This window comes from Parundibacterium terreum (assembly GCF_014636315.1).
In the GTDB taxonomy this organism is placed as follows: Bacteria; Pseudomonadota; Gammaproteobacteria; order Burkholderiales; family Burkholderiaceae_D; genus Undibacterium; species Undibacterium terreum.
In genome coordinates this window covers 278577-294722 of sequence record NZ_BMED01000002.1, presented here as the reverse complement: position 1 = coordinate 294722, position 16146 = coordinate 278577, and the positions used below count along the sequence as shown (strand labels likewise).

Genomic DNA, 16146 nt, shown 5'->3' with positions numbered 1-16146 from the left:
TATAAGGCCCTGTGATTTCCGCGTGTAGACAGATTCAGACTGTGTTCGGTGACGCCAACATAGTGAAATCGAGTGTCGAAATTGCTACCGCGTTGCGGTCACGATGTGGCGGCAGAGCCAAAAAACAAAAAAGACTACAAGCGAAACGCTGTAGCCTTTTCATTTTCTTTGTGGCCCGGGATGGACGCGAACTACTCGATAAGCTAGTTCCTAGCTTTGTTCCGGGCGAACAACGGTATCCAAATTACGCCAGGTTTTTCGCTGCGAAATCCCAGTTCACCAATGCCCAGAACGCTTCAAGGTATTTAGGACGTACATTGCGGTAGTCGATGTAGTAAGCGTGTTCCCACAGATCGCAAGTGACCAGTGCTGTGTCAGCAGTAGTCAGTGGCGTTGCTGCATTGGAGGTGTTGACGATGTCCAGTGTGCCGTCGGCTTTTTTCACCAGCCAGGTCCAGCTGGAACCGAAGTTGCCGACTGCAGATTTGGTGAAGGCTTCCTTGAATGCATCGAAAGAACCCCACTTGGCATTGATTGCATCAGCCAGTGCACCGGTTGGAGCGCCGCCGCCGTTAGGCTTCAAGCTGTTCCAGTAGAAAGTGTGGTTCCAGATTTGCGCGGAATTGTTGAATACGCCGCCGGAGGATTTCTTGACGATTTCTTCCAGTGTGGAGTTTTCGAATTCTGTGCCTTTGATCAGGTTGTTAAGGTTGGTCACATAGGTCTGATGATGCTTACCATAGTGATACTCCAGGGTTTCCTTGGAAATGTGTGGAGCGAGTGCATCCAGTGCATAGGGCAGTGCCGGTAGGGTATGTTCCATAGTGCATCCTTTTTATTCGTGGTTCGGTAAAAACTCAATTGTAATGGCTAAGTGAATCGGTTGCAGCAATTGCATGCATTTTAGGCCAAATAGCGGCCGGCCTGCTTTTGTGTTGCTTCCAGTGCGAGCAGTTAGAAAGCCCGGCCATATTGCGCGCTCATTCTGACGGCCAGTGCAGCCTTTTGCATATTGTCTTTTGGATAGCGTATATATCCGCCCGGGAATATCACTATCACCTGGTGATAGTGATTCTCATTCGGGCCTCATTCCAGGCTGGCTTGCACGCTGCTGATGCCCACTTCTGCGCTGTCCTCAGCGGTCCTGACATGGATACTGGTATGCGGCTGCAATTGCCTGGTACTGCGTATCAGCTTGCCTTTCTGGTCGCTGAGTATGCTATAGCCGCGCTCCAGGGTTCTTTGCGGGCTCAGCAATTCCAGTTGAGACTCCAGGGTTGCCAGTGCCTGTTTGTCGGTTTTCATCTGGTTTGCGAAAGCAGCAGACAAGCGGCGTTTCCATTCCGACAGTTGCGCTTTGTGGGCATCGGTATCCGGCAACTGATTGCGCAAGCTGGCTTCCAGCTGAGCCAGATGTGCGCGCGATTTCTGTAGCGGATATCTTGCGGAGTAGGCCAGCCTTTGCGAATTGCTTTGCAATTGCAGGCGTTTATGGGCAATTGCTGCAGCCGGGCTTTGCAGCCTGCGGGTATACCAGTCCAGGGTCTGTGCATGGCTGGACAAGCTTCTGCGCATTGCTCTTTGCAGCGCGTTGCCTTGCTGCGCCAGCTCTGCCAGCCAATCGGCCCTGGCCGCAGCGGCCAGTTCTGCAGCGGCGGTTGGCGTCGGTGCACGCACGTCGGCAGCAAAGTCGGCAATCGTAAAATCGGTTTCATGGCCGACCCCGGAAACAACAGGCATGCTGCAGGCGGCAATCGCCCTGGCGACGATCTCCGCATTGAAAGACCACAGGTCTTCTATGCTGCCTCCGCCGCGGCAGACCAGCAGCACGTCGCACTCGGCGCGGCGGGATGCGGTGTCTATTGCCTGCGTAATTTTCTGGGCGGAGCCTTCTCCCTGCACTGGCGTCGGGTACAGCACGATGCTGACGTGCGGGGCACGCCGCCTTAGGGTAGTAAGGATGTCTCGCAATGCCGCCGCCTGCGGGCTGGTAACGATGCCTATGCTGCGCACAAAGGCGGGCAATGGACGTTTGCGTTGCGGATCAAATAGGCCCTCTGCCGTCAGGCGGGCTTTTAGTTGCAGGAAAGCTTCGTAAAGATTGCCCATACCGGCCCGGCGAATTGCTTCCACGCTCAACTGGTAGTCGCCGCGCGGTGCATAGAGAGTAACTAGTGCCCGGACTTCCACCTTGTCGCCTTCGCGCGGCATAAAGTCGGCATATTGCGCCCGGCCCCGGAACATGACGGCCCTGACCTGGGCAGAGGCGTCTTTCAGCGTGAAATACCAATGTCCCGACGCGGCGCGGGTGAAATTGGATATTTCGCCGGAAACCCACGTCAATGGGATGTTTCGCTCCAATAGTTGAGCAACTGCTTGGTTCAGCGCTGAAACTGTCAGAACGGATGGCGTCATTGCTGGGGATGGCGGGCGTGAATCAGGAATCATACGGGTCAGAGAGGAAAAAGCTGTCCACAGAAGCGTGGTTTGGGCATCAGGATGTCATCAAGCGCGGGTGATGTCAAAAAAGATTCACTGCATATTGCTAAGTGCTTGATTATTAATGAAAAGCTGATTTTGCGTAATAATGTGGCAAAGTAGGAAAATCCTTACAAATCAAGGACTTTAGTGCCGCATCTTCATATTGTTCACAAAGTTATCCACAGAATCCGTGGGCAAATAAGAATATAGGCTTCGTGAATAACTTTCTTTGCACCAATATGTTTTGACGGATTTGAATTGCCAGAGATGCCTATTATTTGAGCAGAAATGGTTTATTTAATTTAATCAATTACTTAGCAACATCTGGTCGGCTTGCTAACAAACTTATCCACAGTAATTGTGAGGAACTGCCGGCTATTTTCTGCGCTAAAAAAGAAAGCGTTGCCTGATTGATATGGGAAGGCTTTCTCCTATTGAAATGCCTAATAAATAAGCGCTGTGCATATGTTGAATGAAATCAGTCACTTGCAAGGAAATTTCTGGCTTGCACACAATCTTATCCACAATTAATGTGCAAAAAATTGAGTAGTCGACCGCTTGAGACTGTGCCACCCGTCGCAATAAAAATTCACTTCCGAACATAGGTGGCATCCGCTGCAAAAAAAATGAGCACTAACGAAAACATCAATAAAATCATGGGATTAAGAACGATCGTGCGGCGTTGCTCACAATCTTATCCACAAAATTTGTGAAGAAATCCTCAAGCCGGTCGCCCGCACTGAGATTTTTTATCACGGGCAAGGGCCGCGGTCATTTGCTTTCACCATTGCCTAAAATTTGAGCTTCACCTCAATCCTCAATAAAATCAGTCACTTACAAGCCAATGTGAAAGATGTCCACAATCTTGCACACAGAAAATGTGTAAAACTGGCCTGGTGCCAAATAATTCTTCTGCAATGTTTGTCGCATTTCGCCGGGCAAGGCTTGCTCAAGGGCACACAACACGCTACATTGCGGGGTTGGATTGACTGAACCCTTAAGGAGCTTCTTTTGTTCGCTATTCTTCAAGCGGCTGGCTGGCCGATTTACTTATTGCTGGTTGCTTCCATCATTGCCCTGGCTTTGATCATAGAGCGCTCCCTGTCGCTGCGTCGTCAGCGTATTTTGCCCAAGACCTTGCTGGCGGAAGTCATCAAGGTATATCAGGCAGGCAAAGTCAAGCAGGAGGTGATTGATCATCTGGCCGCCAATTCCCCGTTAGGCAAGGTATTGGCAGCAGGACTGCGCAACGTGGATGCGCCGCGCGATGTGATGAAAGAATCGATAGAAGAGGCCGGCGGTGCCGTTGCGCATGAACTGGAACGCTTCCTGACGACGCTGGGTACGATCGCCTCCCTGGCGCCGCTGATGGGCTTGTTTGGTACCGTCGTCGGCATGATAGAAATTTTCGGTTCGCAAAATGCATCCGGCGCCAATCCCGCCCAGTTGGCGCATGGTATCTCGGTTGCTTTGTACAACACCGGCTTCGGCTTGCTGATTGCCATGCCTGCGCTGATTTTCTATCGCCACTTCCGCGCGCTGGTCGACAGCCTGGTTGTCGATATGGAGCAACAGGCAGTGAAGTTTGTCGATATCGTCCACAGCGCGAGAAAATAAGATGAATTTTCGCAAAGGCAAGGGCAGGGAAGATCCCGAGATCAACCTGATCCCCTTTATTGACGTATTGCTGGTGATCCTGATTTTCCTGATGGTGACCACGACCTATAGCCGTTTTACTGAGCTGCAGATCACGTTGCCGACTGCGGATGCAGAGAAATCCCAGGACAGGCCGGCGCAGATCGATATCGGTATTGATGCGCAGGGCCGCTACAAGATCAATAGCCAGCCGGTATCCTTCCTGGATACTGCCACGCTGGCGGAAGACTTGAAGCAGGCGGCTGCTGCGCTGAACAGCGGCAAGGATGGCGCACCGGATCCGGTCGTGATTATCAATGCCGACCGCGCTACCAGCCACCAGTCGGTGATCGATGTGCTGGAGGCTGCGCGTATTGCAGGCATGGCCAAGGTGACATTCGCGGCCCAGGCCAGCAATAAAAAATAGTCTGCCGGGCGATGCTGGCGCTGTTCCGCTGGATGCGGATTGCGTCATCCATCACCGGGTCTGATAGGCGGTATTGCATCCTGGCGGTGCAACAGCTGCCCCGGGTATTTTATACTTCCCTTTCGGAGTGTCCTTGCGTTCCCTTTTAGAAGCCGGCTTGATGCGGGCATGGCTGCGCCGTGGTTTGACAGCGCGTTTGCTTTGGCCGTTTTCCAAGCTATTCCAGATACTGGTAACTTTCCGTTTCGGCCTGTTCCTGATGGGGTACAAGCGTCAGACGCGCTTGCCTGTGCCTGTGGTGGTGGTGGGAAATACCTTTGTCGGCGGCACCGGCAAAACGCCGCTGACAATCTGGCTGGCACAGCAGTTGCGGCTGGCTGGCCGCACTCCGGGGGTCATCTCGCGCGGCTATGGTTCGGACGCAGGTGCGGTGACAGAAGTCACGTCTGACGCGCTGGCCAGCCAGGTCGGCGATGAACCGCTGCTGATTGCACAGCGTGCCGCATGCCCCGTCATGGTTGGCCGTAACAGAGTGGCAGCGGCGCAAGCGCTGTTGCAAAAATATCCGCAGACCGACATCATCATTTCCGATGATGGCTTGCAGCACTATGCACTGGCCAGGGATGTGGAAATTATCCTGTTTGACCAGCGCGGAGTCGGCAATGGCTGGATGCTTCCGGCAGGCCCCCTGCGTGAACCGGCGCAGCGGCGCAGCGATTTCACGGTATTGAATATGTCCGGTGCGAAGCCGGGTGTTGCGGCGCCCGGAGTGCCGGCAGATGCGCTGGCCATGCAGTTGCTGGCGGAGCAGGTCGTCAGTCTGGCAAATCCTGCGTTCAGCATGCCTTTGTCGGATCTGGCGGCGGATGCGAAGACAAATGGGAAGGCAAACGCGAAGACTATCGTGGCTGCAGCAGGGATAGGAAATCCCGAGCGCTTTTTTGCGATGCTGCGTGCTGCCGGTGTGCACATGCAGACATTGCCGCTGCAGGACCATTACGACTTCGCAGATAATCCTTTTCAGACAGTACAGGCTGACATGATACTGATCACCGAAAAGGATGCAGTAAAATGTAGGCAAATCAAATCCCTCCAGCAAGATGCGCGGCTTTGGGTAGTGCCGGTCAGTGCGCAGCTGGACGCGGGCTTTGCAGTAAAACTTATGGAAAAAATTTCGGAGAAACAAAATGGACGCTCGCTTGCTTGATGTCTTGGTCTGCCCTTTATGTAAGGGACCGCTGGTGTACGACAAGGCGGCGCAGGAATTGATTTGCAACGCGGACAAGCTGGCTTACCCCATCCGCGACGATATTCCCATCATGTGGGCCGACCAGGCACGTGTGATCAACGCTCCTGCCGACGGTAGCTGACATGCCTTCCTTTGTAGCGATAGTGCCGGCAAGGCTGGCTTCTACCCGCTTGCCGAACAAACCGCTGGCGGATCTGGGCGGCAAGCCCATGGTTGTACGCACTGCGGAGCGCGCCTTGCTGTCCGGCGCCAGCCAGGTCGTGGTGGCAACCGATCACGCGGACATCCTGGCCGCGTGCCGTGAACATGGTGTGCAGGCGGTCATGACGCGCCCCGATCATCCATCCGGCACCGATCGCATTGCAGAAGTGTCGGTGGCATTGGGGCTGGCAGACGATGCTGTCGTTGTGAACGTGCAGGGCGATGAGCCTTTGATAGACCCCGGTCTGATTGCCTCTACTGCCGCCTTGGTGGGCGACAAGGTACCGATGGCGACTGCCGCTCACCCTATCCATGACTTGCAAGAGGTATTCAATCCCAATGTGGTCAAGGTCGTGCTGGATAAGGCCGGGCGCGCAATGTATTTTTCTCGCGCAACGATTCCCTGGCATAGGGATGGATTTGCTGCGTCGCGGGATAAATTGCCCGCAGGCTATGCGCCGCTAAGGCATATAGGCTTGTATGCTTATAGAAATGATTTCCTGAAGGCATATCCGCGTCTTGACATTTCGCCGCTGGAACAGATTGAGGCCTTGGAGCAACTGCGGGTTTTATGGAATGGCTACCCGATTGCGGTCCATGTGACAGAGGCCATGCCTGCGCCGGGTGTGGACACGGAAGAGGATCTGATCAGGGTCAGGAAGTTTTACAGCTGAGTCCTGCCGCCATTAAAATGAATCATTGGCTTGCCTGATTTCATGGCAAAGCATCAATTATTTAAATTTTTGTGGTAAGTTTCGTGAAAAGATACTGTGTTATTACTGTTTATTAATAATGTGTGTCTGGCTCAAATGCGCAGTACCGCGGAAAATAAGTAGCATGAATTTTTTTCGCAGGTCGCCAGCCTGGCAAAATAAACAGGTAATATTGAAGTAAAGAAAAAATAAAATATCGACAACATCAAGGTATTGTTGTCCGCAGGGGACATGCAGTACGTAAGAATTCAAACTCGTCTTAGGAAATAAAATGCGTCTTATTTTGTTGGGAGCACCGGGAGCCGGCAAGGGCACACAAGCCAATTTCATCAAGGAAAAATTCAATATTCCTCAGATTTCCACCGGCGACATGCTGCGCGCCGCTGTGAAGGCCGGCACTCCTCTCGGGATCGAAGCTAAAAAAGTGATGGATGCAGGCGGACTGGTTTCCGACGACATCATCATCGGCCTGGTCAAAGACCGCCTGCAGGACGCGGATTGCGCCAATGGTTATTTGTTCGACGGCTTTCCACGCACCACACGCCAGGCAGATGCGATGAAGGATGCCGGCGTAAAAATCGACTATGTGCTGGAAATCTCGGTTCCGGATGAAGCTATTGTTGACCGCATGAGCGGCCGCCGCGTGCACCCGGCTTCGGGCCGCGTGTATCACGTCAAATTCAATCCGCCTAAAGTGGAAGGCCGTGACGATGTCACCGGTGACGAACTGATACAGCGTGACGACGACAAGGAAGAAACCGTCAAGAAGCGCCTGTCCGTCTATCATGAACAAACTGAAGTGCTGGTCAGCTACTATGGCGACTGGGCGAAGTCAGGAGCGCCAGGCGCGCCGAAATACCGCAAGATCGCCGGCGTTGGTCCGGTAGAGACCATCCGCGATAGTGCATTCGCGGCACTGGCCGAGTAAAAAAGAGCGGGCTGTTTGCCCGCTTTTTTATTGTTCATACAATCGCAGTCAAATTAGCATTCAGAGGCAGCCTTACATTAATTCCGGTTTCGTTTAGCCAAGTATCCAGCCAGCCCGGGCACTCCATAAAAAAAGGGCAGCGTACAAGTTTTGCAGTGCGTAGTTTTCATAGACTCAGATGCGGTCAACTGATCGCAGAGGCTTGAAGTTTCGTCGTTGTTTTACTTTGTCGTCATAAAAAAACATTTTTACGCCTGCCATCAAAAGCAGACGCTGAAATGCCCATAACAAGTGGAGGAGTCAACATGGTAGCTGGACTATGGTTTGTCGTCGCATGCGGAATCGTCGCCGTGCTGTACGGCCTGATTTCGCGCAGTTGGATTTTGAGGCAGGATGCAGGAAATGCCCGCATGCAGGATATCGCCGCGGCGATACAGCAGGGAGCAGCGGCCTATCTGGCCAGGCAGTACAGAACGATAGCCATTGTCGGTGTCGTGCTCTTTATCGCAATTGCCGTGATACCGGGCCTGGGGCTGATTACCGCGCTGGGTTTCCTTGTCGGCGCGGTATTGTCAGGCGCCTGTGGCTTCATCGGCATGAACGTGTCAGTGAGGGCCAATGTGCGCACCGCCCAGGCAGCAACCAAAGGCATGAACGAGGCGCTGGATGTGGCATTCAGGGGCGGCGCAATCACCGGCATGCTGGTGGTGGGCCTGGGACTTCTGGGCGTGACGCTTTTCTACTGGGTGCTGGTGAGCATGGCACCGCAGGGCGATGCCGCAGTCTCTGCGCACGACCTGATCAAACCCCTTATAGGCCTGGCCTTCGGCGCTTCGCTGATTTCGATATTCGCGCGCCTGGGGGGCGGTATCTTTACCAAGGGCGCTGACGTCGGCGCCGATCTGGTGGGCAAGGTCGAAGCCGGTATTCCGGAAGACGATCCGCGCAATCCTGCGGTGATTGCAGATAACGTCGGCGACAATGTCGGCGACTGCGCTGGTATGGCTGCCGATTTGTTTGAAACCTATGTCGTAACGCTGATCGCCACCATGCTGCTGGGCGCATTGGTGATCACCAATGCAACGACACAGGCGATTATCTATCCCTTGTTGCTGGGCGCTGTATCCATCCTGGCTTCCATCGTTGGCTGCTCCATGGTCAAGGCCAAGCCGGGCAAGAAAATCATGTCGGCTTTGTATACCGGCTTATGGTGGGCCGCCGGCCTGTCGCTGATCGGCTTTGCGATTGTGACCTGGATGGTGATGCCGGAACCCATGCGTGTACCGATGATGGGCTCCACCGTTGTCGGCATCGTGCTGACCGGGCTGATGGTCTACATCACTGAGTACTATACCGGCACCGATTTCAAACCGGTGCAGCACGTTGCGCAAGCTTCCACTACCGGCCACGGCACAAATATCATTGCCGGTCTGGGCGTATCGATGAAATCCACGGCCTATCCGGTGCTGGCAGTCTGCGCTGCGATCATCGTTGCATACTGGCTGGCCGGCCTGTACGGCATTGCAATTGCTGCGACTTCCATGTTGTCGATGGCGGGCATCATTGTCGCGCTGGATGCGTATGGACCGATTACCGATAATGCCGGCGGCATCGCCGAAATGTCGGAAATGCCTTCTTCCGTAAGGGCCATCACCGATCCGCTGGATGCAGTGGGCAATACGACCAAGGCGGTCACCAAAGGCTATGCCATCGGTTCTGCCGGCCTGGCGTCGCTGGTGCTGTTTGCCGACTACACGCATGCGCTGGATTCCGTCGGCAAGAGCACGGCTTTTGATTTGTCCAATCCGCAGGTGATTGTCGGCTTGTTTATCGGCGGCCTGATTCCCTACCTGTTTGCCGCGATGGCCATGGAGGCGGTAGGGCGCGCGGCTGGCGCGGTGGTGGTAGAGGTCAGGCGTCAGTTCAAGGAAATCAAGGGCATCATGGACGGTACCGGCAAGCCGGAGTATGACAAGGCGGTCGATATGCTGACCACATCGGCCATCAAGGAAATGATACTTCCGTCTTTGCTGCCGGTGATAGTACCCATCCTGGTGGGGCTGATACTTGGACCTGCTGCCCTGGGCGGCTTGCTGATGGGTACCATCGTGACCGGCCTCTTTGTTGCGATCTCGATGACGACCGGCGGCGGTGCCTGGGACAACGCGAAGAAATACATAGAGGACGGTCATCACGGCGGCAAAGGTTCAGAAGCCCATAAGGCTGCGGTCACCGGCGACACGGTTGGCGATCCTTACAAGGACACGGCTGGTCCTGCGGTAAATCCGCTGATCAAGATCATCAATATCGTGGCCTTGTTGCTGGTGCCTATATTGCCCGCCGCCGTCGCACAGTCGGTTGCACATCCGCAGACACCGGCAGCCCTGGTGCAGCCGGCAGGAAATCCACCGGCATCGAACTCGATGATGATGGAAGCCAAACCTGCTGCAGCTTCATCCGAGGCGCCTGCAAATACGATGTCGGCCAATGTCCCGGCGACAGAGCCGGCAGCAACGGCCGGCGCGCCTGCCAGTTCACCGGCGGCGGATTCAGCATCAAAATAGCTGCTGTGTAGCTGTTGTTGATTGCCAGCAAAAGGCGGCCGCGGCCGCCTTTTTTTATTTTGCGATGAAAATTGAGTACAATACGGGTGTGGTTACGTTTACGTAAACGTCAATCCTGGCCAAATTTGTAAAAGGCAAAGAATTTTCGCTGTATTCTCTCTATAACTAGAGTAGATTTCAGTTGAAACGCTCACAAGAAGAGACAAAGAAAGAGACCATCCATGCAAATTCAGAATAGTGTTTTTATCATCACCGGCGGTGCTTCCGGCTTGGGCGCGGCGACTGCCCGCATGATCGTCGCTAATGGCGGCAAGGTAGTGCTGGCTGACGTACAGGTAGAAGCCGGTGAGAAACTCGCAGCCGAATTGGGCGGCAAGTTCATCAAGTGCGATGTGACATCGGAGGCGGACGGCAAGGCCGTGGTTGCTGCGGCAACTGCGATGGGCACATTGCGCGGCCTGGTCAATTGCGCCGGTGTCGCACCTGCGGTCAAGACCGTGGGCAAGGATGGCGCGCATCCGCTGGACGTGTTCCAGCGCGTGGTGAATATCAACCTGATCGGCACCTTTAACATGGCGCGCCTGGCGGCGGAAGCAATGTCTGCAACAGAGGCCACAGACCAAGGTGAGCGCGGCGTCATCATCAATACTGCATCGGTTGCTGCCTATGATGGCCAGATCGGACAGGCTGCCTATGCGTCCTCCAAGGCTGCGGTAGTGGGTCTGACCTTGCCGATGGCACGTGATCTGTCCCGTAACGGCATCCGCGTGATGACGATTGCTCCAGGTATTTTTGAAACACCGATGCTGCTCGGCATGCCGCAAGAGGTGCAGGACGCGCTGGGCCGCATGGTACCGTTCCCACCTCGCCTGGGTAAACCGGATGAATATGCGCAATTGAGCAAATCCATCATTGAAAACGTGATGCTGAACGGCGAGACGATACGCCTGGACGGCGCGATTCGCATGCAGCCGAAATAATAGATTGTTTCGCCGCATGACTTTTTCATGACAGGCAACTACACTAGGGCAAGCTCAGGCTTGCCCTTTTTATTTTCGGAGATGGTTGCGATGCGTTTTTTGAGGTTAGCAGTTTTCTTGCTCGGTAACGGCCTGCTGGCGGGACATGGTATAGCCCAGGATGTGCATGGCGCTCAAGCCGCCCACTATGAAGCCGGCAAGGCTCCCGAAATTGCCTCCGGCTATACCGCCAAGACAGGCTGGGTCGCGCAGAAGTATATGGTGGTTGCCGCCAATCCGCTGGCAGTGAATGCGGGTTACCAAATGCTGAAGCAGGGTGGCTCCGCGATTGATGCCGCTATCGCGACGCAGATGGTGCTTGGCCTGGTGGAGCCGCAATCGTCCGGGATAGGCGGCGGCGCCTTCATGCTGCATTTTGACGGCAAGGCGGTGCAGGCGTTTGACGGCAGGGAAACCGCACCGGCTGCGGCAACGGAAAAACTGTTTCAAGACGCTAACGGACGACCACTGGGATTTTATGATGCCGTCATAGGCGGGCGTGCGGTCGGCGTGCCTGGCGTATTGCGCATGCTGGAGCTGGCGCATAAGCAGCACGGCAAACTTCCCTGGAAAAATCTTTTTTCTCCCGCGATACAACTTGCTGAAAACGGCTTTGCCATCAGCCCACGCCTGCATACCCTGCTGCAGGATGAGCGTTTCCTGAAACGGGACCCGATAGCACGCGCTTATTTCTATGATGCACAGGGCGAGGCCTTGCCTGTTGGCCATGTGCTGAAAAATCCTGATTATGCAAAGACCCTGAAAGCAGTTGCGGAGCAGGGTGCGCAGGCATTTTATGCAGGCCGCATCGCGCAAGACATGGTGGACAAGGTACATGCGCACGCTGCCAACCCTGGCTTGCTTAGTATGAAAGACCTGGCGACTTACCAGGCACGGGTGCGCGATGCGGTATGCGGCGACTTTGAGAAATGGACGGTATGCGGCATGCCGCCGCCATCCTCCGGCGGGATCGCCATCGTGCAGATGCTGGGCATATTGGAAAACACCAATATCCGTTCACTAGCACCGCTGAACGGTGTACTCAATCCTGAAGCCGTGCACTTGTTTACCGAGGCTGGCCGCCTGGCCTATGCGGACCGCGACCGCTATATTGCCGACACGGATTTTGTACCCTTGCCGGGAAACAGCTACCAGCCCTTGCTGGATAAAAAATATCTGGCTTCCCGCGCCGCGCTGATCACTGAGAAATCCATGGGAATCGCCAAGGCCGGCACGCCTGCGGGCATGCAACTGGCATGGGGCAATGACCAGTCGCCCGAACTGCCGTCGACCTCGCATATGTCCATTGTTGATGCAGAAGGTCATACGCTGGCGATGACCACCTCGGTGGAAGACGCATTTGGTTCGAGGCAGATGGTGGACGGCTTTTTGCTGAATAACCAGCTGACCGATTTTTCCGCGCTGGACAAGGATGCAAATGGCCCGATTGCGAATCGGGTGCAAGCCGGCAAGCGTCCGCGCAGCGCGATGTCGCCTACCCTGGTATTTAACAGGGGAAACAAGCAGTTTGTATTGGCGATAGGCTCGCCCGGCGGTTCGGCAATTATCAACTATGTGGCAAAGGTCTTGATCGCTGAACTGGATTGGGGGCTGAATCTGCAGCAGGCGATAGATCTGCCCAATTTCGGCAGCCGCAACGGCGCGACAGAATTGGAGCGTGGGCGCTTTCCGGATGCTACCCTTGATGCGCTGAAGGCAAAGGCTCACAATATACGCGTGTTTGATCAAACCTCGGGTTTGCATGGTATTGCACGCACCAGCGTGGGTGGGCACGACGCCTGGTTTGGCGCCGCAGATCCGCGGCGCGAGGGTGTGGCAGCAGGAGACTAAGCAGGCCTCCAGGATTTTGCACGGGCTGGAGCTTGATCGTGAAAAAAAACAGAGACGAAGATAGCGGGCATCATGAATAAGAATGCAACGACAGGCCTGATCTTAACCGGGGGCGGCGCCCGTGCTGCCTATCAGGTGGGCGTGCTGAAAGCCATCTCGGAAATATTGCAGGACGATGGCTGGCATAGCAATACCAATCCCTTCGGGATTATTTGCGGCACCTCTGCGGGCGCCATCAATGCCACCGCACTGGCTTGCCGCACCGATAATTTTGGCGAAGCCATCAATAGTATCGTCGACGTGTGGGAGCATTTTGAGGCGGCCCAGGTGTATCGTGCCGACTCGCTGGGAGTAATACGTTCCGGTGCCCGCTGGCTATCCATCATGTCTTTTGGCTGGCTGCTGAACAAATGGCGCAAGTCGCCACCGAATTCACTGCTGGATAATTCTCCACTGGAAAATTTGCTGAACCGCATGCTGGATCTGCCGCGCCTGGACCAGGCGCTGGCATCCGGCGCCTTGCGCGCGCTGGCGGTGACTGCCTCCTCGTACACTGCAGGCCATCACTTGACCTTTTACCAGACCCTGGAAGATATTGAGCCCTGGGTGCGCAGCCAGCGGCTGGCGCAAAGGGATTTCATCAGCGTGCAGCATTTGCTGGCGTCCTCGGCCATTCCTTTTATCTTTCCATCTGTTCCACTGAACTGGGGAGGGCGGCTCGAATATTGTGGCGACGGCTCCATGCGCCAGCTCGCGCCTATCTCTCCCGCCATCCATCTGGGCGCAGAAAAGGTATTGATCATCGGCGCCGGCCGCCTGAGCGAGCCGCCCAGCGAAAGCACGGAAGTTGCACATTACCCGAGTCTGGCCCAAATTGCAGGCCATGCGATGTCCAGCATTTTCCTGGACGGGCTGGCAGTGGATATAGAAAGATTGTCGCGCATCAACAAAACCCTGGCGATGCTGCCGCCGGAACTGCGCAAGATGACGCCGCTCAAACCGGTCGATATCCTGGTCATTGCACCATCGCAGAGGCTGGATGAAATTGCCAGCCGCCATACCCGCAACCTGCCTTTACCGGTCAGGACCATGCTGAGCAGCATAGGGGCAACCGAGGTCCGCGGCTCTGCGCTGGCGTCTTATTTGCTGTTCGAATCCAGCTATACGAAGGAATTGATCGAGCTTGGCAAGCAGGATACCTATGAGAAGCGTGACGAGGTGTCGAAATTCTTTTCGGTTTCTGTCGATGAATGCCTGGCGCAAAAATCCGCGTGATAGCAGTATGGTGTTTTAGGCATTTGCTTCTACAGGAAAATATTATTAATTAAATAATTTTGGTTGATTCACTGAAAAAAAAACCTTACCCTATGGGCCTGATTTGTATTTGTTGCACTAAAAAGCCGCTATGACACTGAATGCAACAATCCTGAAAAAATGGACCGCTTTCCTGGCAATGCTCGTATTGTCAGTCTCCGTCTTTGCGAGGGAGGCTCCGCTAACGGGCAGCGTCAGCATCGCGGATTTGCCGCCGGAGGCAAGAACCACGCTGATGCTGATCAAGCAGGGCGGCCCATTTGCGTATGACAAGGATGGCGTCGTATTTGGCAACTATGAAGCCAGGTTGCCCAAGCAAAAGCGAGGCTACTATCATGAATACACGGTGAAAACTCCCCGGGCCAGGAATCGCGGCGTCCGCCGTATCATTGCAGGCGGCGAACCCAGAACCTCGGGTGAATATTATTACACCGACGATCATTACGAATCTTTCAGGAAGATCCGCGAATAAAGCGCACTAAGAGCATTAGGGGCACTGGCGCGCATAGCGCATGCTTTGCCGCAAAGGCTGATGAATTCAACAAGGGACCCAATGAGCATAGCAGTACCGGAGGATGGAGAAAATTTGCTGGCAAGTGTCGCGCCTAACGTGGTGCAGTCGATACGCGCGTTCAGGATTTGCGATTTGCAGTCGCAAGCTGCCAAGCAGGGCCAGCACTTCCTCTATGCATATTGCCTCGAAGCCAGCACCAAGCAGCAGGTGCTGGGCAAGATTGCGCAGTCCTTCGGTTTTCCCCGGCATTTTGCCAAGAATTTTGATGCACTCTCCGATTGCCTGACAGATTTGCCCTACAAGGCGGGCCCGCAGTCCGGCTTTGTGATCGTACTGGAGCAGCTTCCCAATACCGCAAAATTTGACAAGGAAGCCCGGGAAACCCTGCTGGATGTGTTCCGCGATGCGGCTGATTTCTGGGCAGACAAAAAGGTCGCTTTCCGCGTGTTTTATTCCTTCGAATGAGCTTGCAATAAGCTAAATTTCTTGTGAAATGCATAATGCCGGGGCCTCAAGCCCGGCATTTTTATTTGGGCTTGGCTCCGGACAGCGGTACAATGCCGCCATGAGAAAGATTGTCATATTAATTTCAGGACGTGGCAGCAATATGCAAGCCATTGTCCAGGCAGCGAGAAATGAGCAATGGCCTGCCGAAATTGTCGCCGTAATCAGTAATAAAGCCGATGCCAGCGGCCTCGACTATGCCGCCGGCCTGGGTATTGCCACCGCAGTTGTCGCCAACAAGGATTTTTCTTCGCGGGAAGCCTTCGACCAGGCACTGCAACAGCAGATAGATCAGTTTGCTCCCGATCTGGTCGTGCTGGCGGGATTCATGCGTATCCTGACCACGTCTTTTGTGGCGCATTATGCAGGCAGGATGGTGAATATCCATCCCTCCTTGCTCCCCAGCTTTACCGGGCTTGCAACGCACAGGCAGGCTTTGACTGCCGGCGTCAAGATCCATGGAACAACGGTGCATTTCGTCACGCCTGAACTGGATCATGGCCCTATCATTGCCCAGGCGGCAGTGCCGGTCTTGCCAGGGGACAGCGAGGAAAGCCTGGCTGAACGTGTACTGGTCGAAGAGCACGTCATTTATCCAAGGGCAGTGCGCTGGTTTGTCGAGGGCAAGCTGACACTGGACGGCGACTTGGTGCATATCGCCAAAGACGCCGCCTGAACCCCATCCGTCATGCCCGATGTACTCGCGGAAGCAGTTCTTTGAGTTTTCAGGTATCAACAAGAAATTA

General features: G+C 54.7%; 15 protein-coding genes. 13 read left to right on the top strand and 2 right to left on the bottom strand.

Translation table 11 applies throughout. The annotated features are described in order from the left end of the window. Positions 1–244: 244 nt before the first annotated feature. Complete coding sequence (gene sodB / locus IEW12_RS10340; RefSeq protein ID WP_188565980.1) at positions 245–823, bottom strand: superoxide dismutase [Fe]; 579 nt, start codon at positions 821–823, stop codon at positions 245–247. Positions 824–1086: 263 nt separating this feature from the next. After that, a complete protein-coding gene (gene xseA / locus IEW12_RS10335) occupies positions 1087–2448 on the bottom strand; it encodes an exodeoxyribonuclease VII large subunit (protein WP_188565979.1) in 1362 nt (453 codons plus the stop codon). A gap of 1044 nt (positions 2449–3492) precedes the next feature. Between xseA and IEW12_RS10330 the strand changes: the two genes are divergently transcribed. The 13 genes from IEW12_RS10330 to purN all read left to right on the top strand — a co-directional run bounded on the left by IEW12_RS10330 (position 3493) and on the right by purN (position 16076). Beyond that, a complete protein-coding gene (locus IEW12_RS10330) occupies positions 3493–4098 on the top strand; it encodes a MotA/TolQ/ExbB proton channel family protein (protein WP_188565978.1) in 606 nt (201 codons plus the stop codon). Position 4099: 1 nt separating this feature from the next. Then, on the top strand, positions 4100–4543 hold the full coding sequence (locus IEW12_RS10325) for an ExbD/TolR family protein (RefSeq protein WP_188565977.1): 444 nt from the start codon (positions 4100–4102) through the stop codon (positions 4541–4543). A 160-nt stretch (positions 4544–4703) separates the two neighbouring features. Further along, positions 4704–5750, top strand: a complete 1047-nt coding sequence (gene lpxK / locus IEW12_RS10320) for a tetraacyldisaccharide 4'-kinase (RefSeq protein WP_188566776.1) — start codon at positions 4704–4706, stop codon at positions 5748–5750. Beyond that, a complete protein-coding gene (locus IEW12_RS10315) occupies positions 5731–5913 on the top strand; it encodes a Trm112 family protein (protein ID WP_188565976.1) in 183 nt (60 codons plus the stop codon). The genes lpxK and IEW12_RS10315 overlap by 20 nt, the downstream gene beginning before the upstream one ends. Before the next feature lies 1 nt (position 5914). Next, on the top strand, positions 5915–6667 hold the full coding sequence (gene kdsB / locus IEW12_RS10310) for a 3-deoxy-manno-octulosonate cytidylyltransferase (RefSeq protein WP_188565975.1): 753 nt from the start codon (positions 5915–5917) through the stop codon (positions 6665–6667). 310 nt (positions 6668–6977) lie between these two features. Further along, positions 6978–7634 (top strand): adenylate kinase, encoded by a 657-nt coding sequence (adk, locus tag IEW12_RS10305; protein WP_188565974.1) that lies wholly within the window; start codon positions 6978–6980, stop codon positions 7632–7634. A 305-nt stretch (positions 7635–7939) separates the two neighbouring features. Beyond that, on the top strand, positions 7940–10198 hold the full coding sequence (locus IEW12_RS10300; protein WP_188565973.1) for a sodium-translocating pyrophosphatase: 2259 nt from the start codon (positions 7940–7942) through the stop codon (positions 10196–10198). Positions 10199–10419: 221 nt separating this feature from the next. Beyond that, the gene (locus tag IEW12_RS10295; RefSeq protein WP_188565972.1) at positions 10420–11178 is read left to right on the top strand and encodes a 3-hydroxyacyl-CoA dehydrogenase; all 759 of its coding nucleotides are present in this window, start codon (positions 10420–10422) and stop codon (positions 11176–11178) included. Between the two features lie 81 nt (positions 11179–11259). Next, positions 11260–13068, top strand: a complete 1809-nt coding sequence (gene ggt, locus IEW12_RS10290) for a gamma-glutamyltransferase (protein WP_188566775.1) — start codon at positions 11260–11262, stop codon at positions 13066–13068. A gap of 72 nt (positions 13069–13140) precedes the next feature. Next, on the top strand, positions 13141–14343 hold the full coding sequence (locus IEW12_RS10285; protein ID WP_188565971.1) for a patatin-like phospholipase family protein: 1203 nt from the start codon (positions 13141–13143) through the stop codon (positions 14341–14343). 130 nt (positions 14344–14473) lie between these two features. Continuing rightward, on the top strand, positions 14474–14854 hold the full coding sequence (locus tag IEW12_RS10280; protein WP_188565970.1) for a ribonuclease: 381 nt from the start codon (positions 14474–14476) through the stop codon (positions 14852–14854). A 45-nt stretch (positions 14855–14899) separates the two neighbouring features. After that, positions 14900–15361 carry a barstar family protein gene (locus tag IEW12_RS10275; protein WP_229751032.1) on the top strand — a complete coding sequence of 154 codons (462 nt, stop codon included), beginning with the start codon at positions 14900–14902 and terminating at the stop codon, positions 15359–15361. A 100-nt stretch (positions 15362–15461) separates the two neighbouring features. Next, a complete protein-coding gene (purN, locus tag IEW12_RS10270; RefSeq protein ID WP_188565968.1) occupies positions 15462–16076 on the top strand; it encodes a phosphoribosylglycinamide formyltransferase in 615 nt (204 codons plus the stop codon). Positions 16077–16146 lie beyond the last annotated feature (70 nt).

Bases quoted from the DNA above. Each gene is read 5' to 3' on its own strand.
- IEW12_RS10300 (WP_188565973.1), top strand. From the start codon at position 7,940: ATGGTAGCTGGACTATGGTTTGTCGTCGCATGCGGAATCGTCGCCGTG.
- IEW12_RS10295 (WP_188565972.1), top strand. From the start codon at position 10,420: ATGCAAATTCAGAATAGTGTTTTTATCATCACCGGCGGTGCTTCCGGC.
- IEW12_RS10325 (WP_188565977.1), top strand. From the start codon at position 4,100: ATGAATTTTCGCAAAGGCAAGGGCAGGGAAGATCCCGAGATCAACCTG.
- sodB (WP_188565980.1), bottom strand. From the start codon at position 823: ATGGAACATACCCTACCGGCACTGCCCTATGCACTGGATGCACTCGCT.
- xseA (WP_188565979.1), bottom strand. From the start codon at position 2,448: ATGATTCCTGATTCACGCCCGCCATCCCCAGCAATGACGCCATCCGTT.
- IEW12_RS10285 (WP_188565971.1), top strand. From the start codon at position 13,141: ATGAATAAGAATGCAACGACAGGCCTGATCTTAACCGGGGGCGGCGCC.
- lpxK (WP_188566776.1), top strand. From the start codon at position 4,704: ATGCGGGCATGGCTGCGCCGTGGTTTGACAGCGCGTTTGCTTTGGCCG.
- IEW12_RS10280 (WP_188565970.1), top strand. From the start codon at position 14,474: ATGACACTGAATGCAACAATCCTGAAAAAATGGACCGCTTTCCTGGCA.
- purN (WP_188565968.1), top strand. From the start codon at position 15,462: ATGAGAAAGATTGTCATATTAATTTCAGGACGTGGCAGCAATATGCAA.
- adk (WP_188565974.1), top strand. From the start codon at position 6,978: ATGCGTCTTATTTTGTTGGGAGCACCGGGAGCCGGCAAGGGCACACAA.
- IEW12_RS10315 (WP_188565976.1), top strand. From the start codon at position 5,731: ATGGACGCTCGCTTGCTTGATGTCTTGGTCTGCCCTTTATGTAAGGGA.
- kdsB (WP_188565975.1), top strand. From the start codon at position 5,915: ATGCCTTCCTTTGTAGCGATAGTGCCGGCAAGGCTGGCTTCTACCCGC.
- ggt (WP_188566775.1), top strand. From the start codon at position 11,260: ATGGTTGCGATGCGTTTTTTGAGGTTAGCAGTTTTCTTGCTCGGTAAC.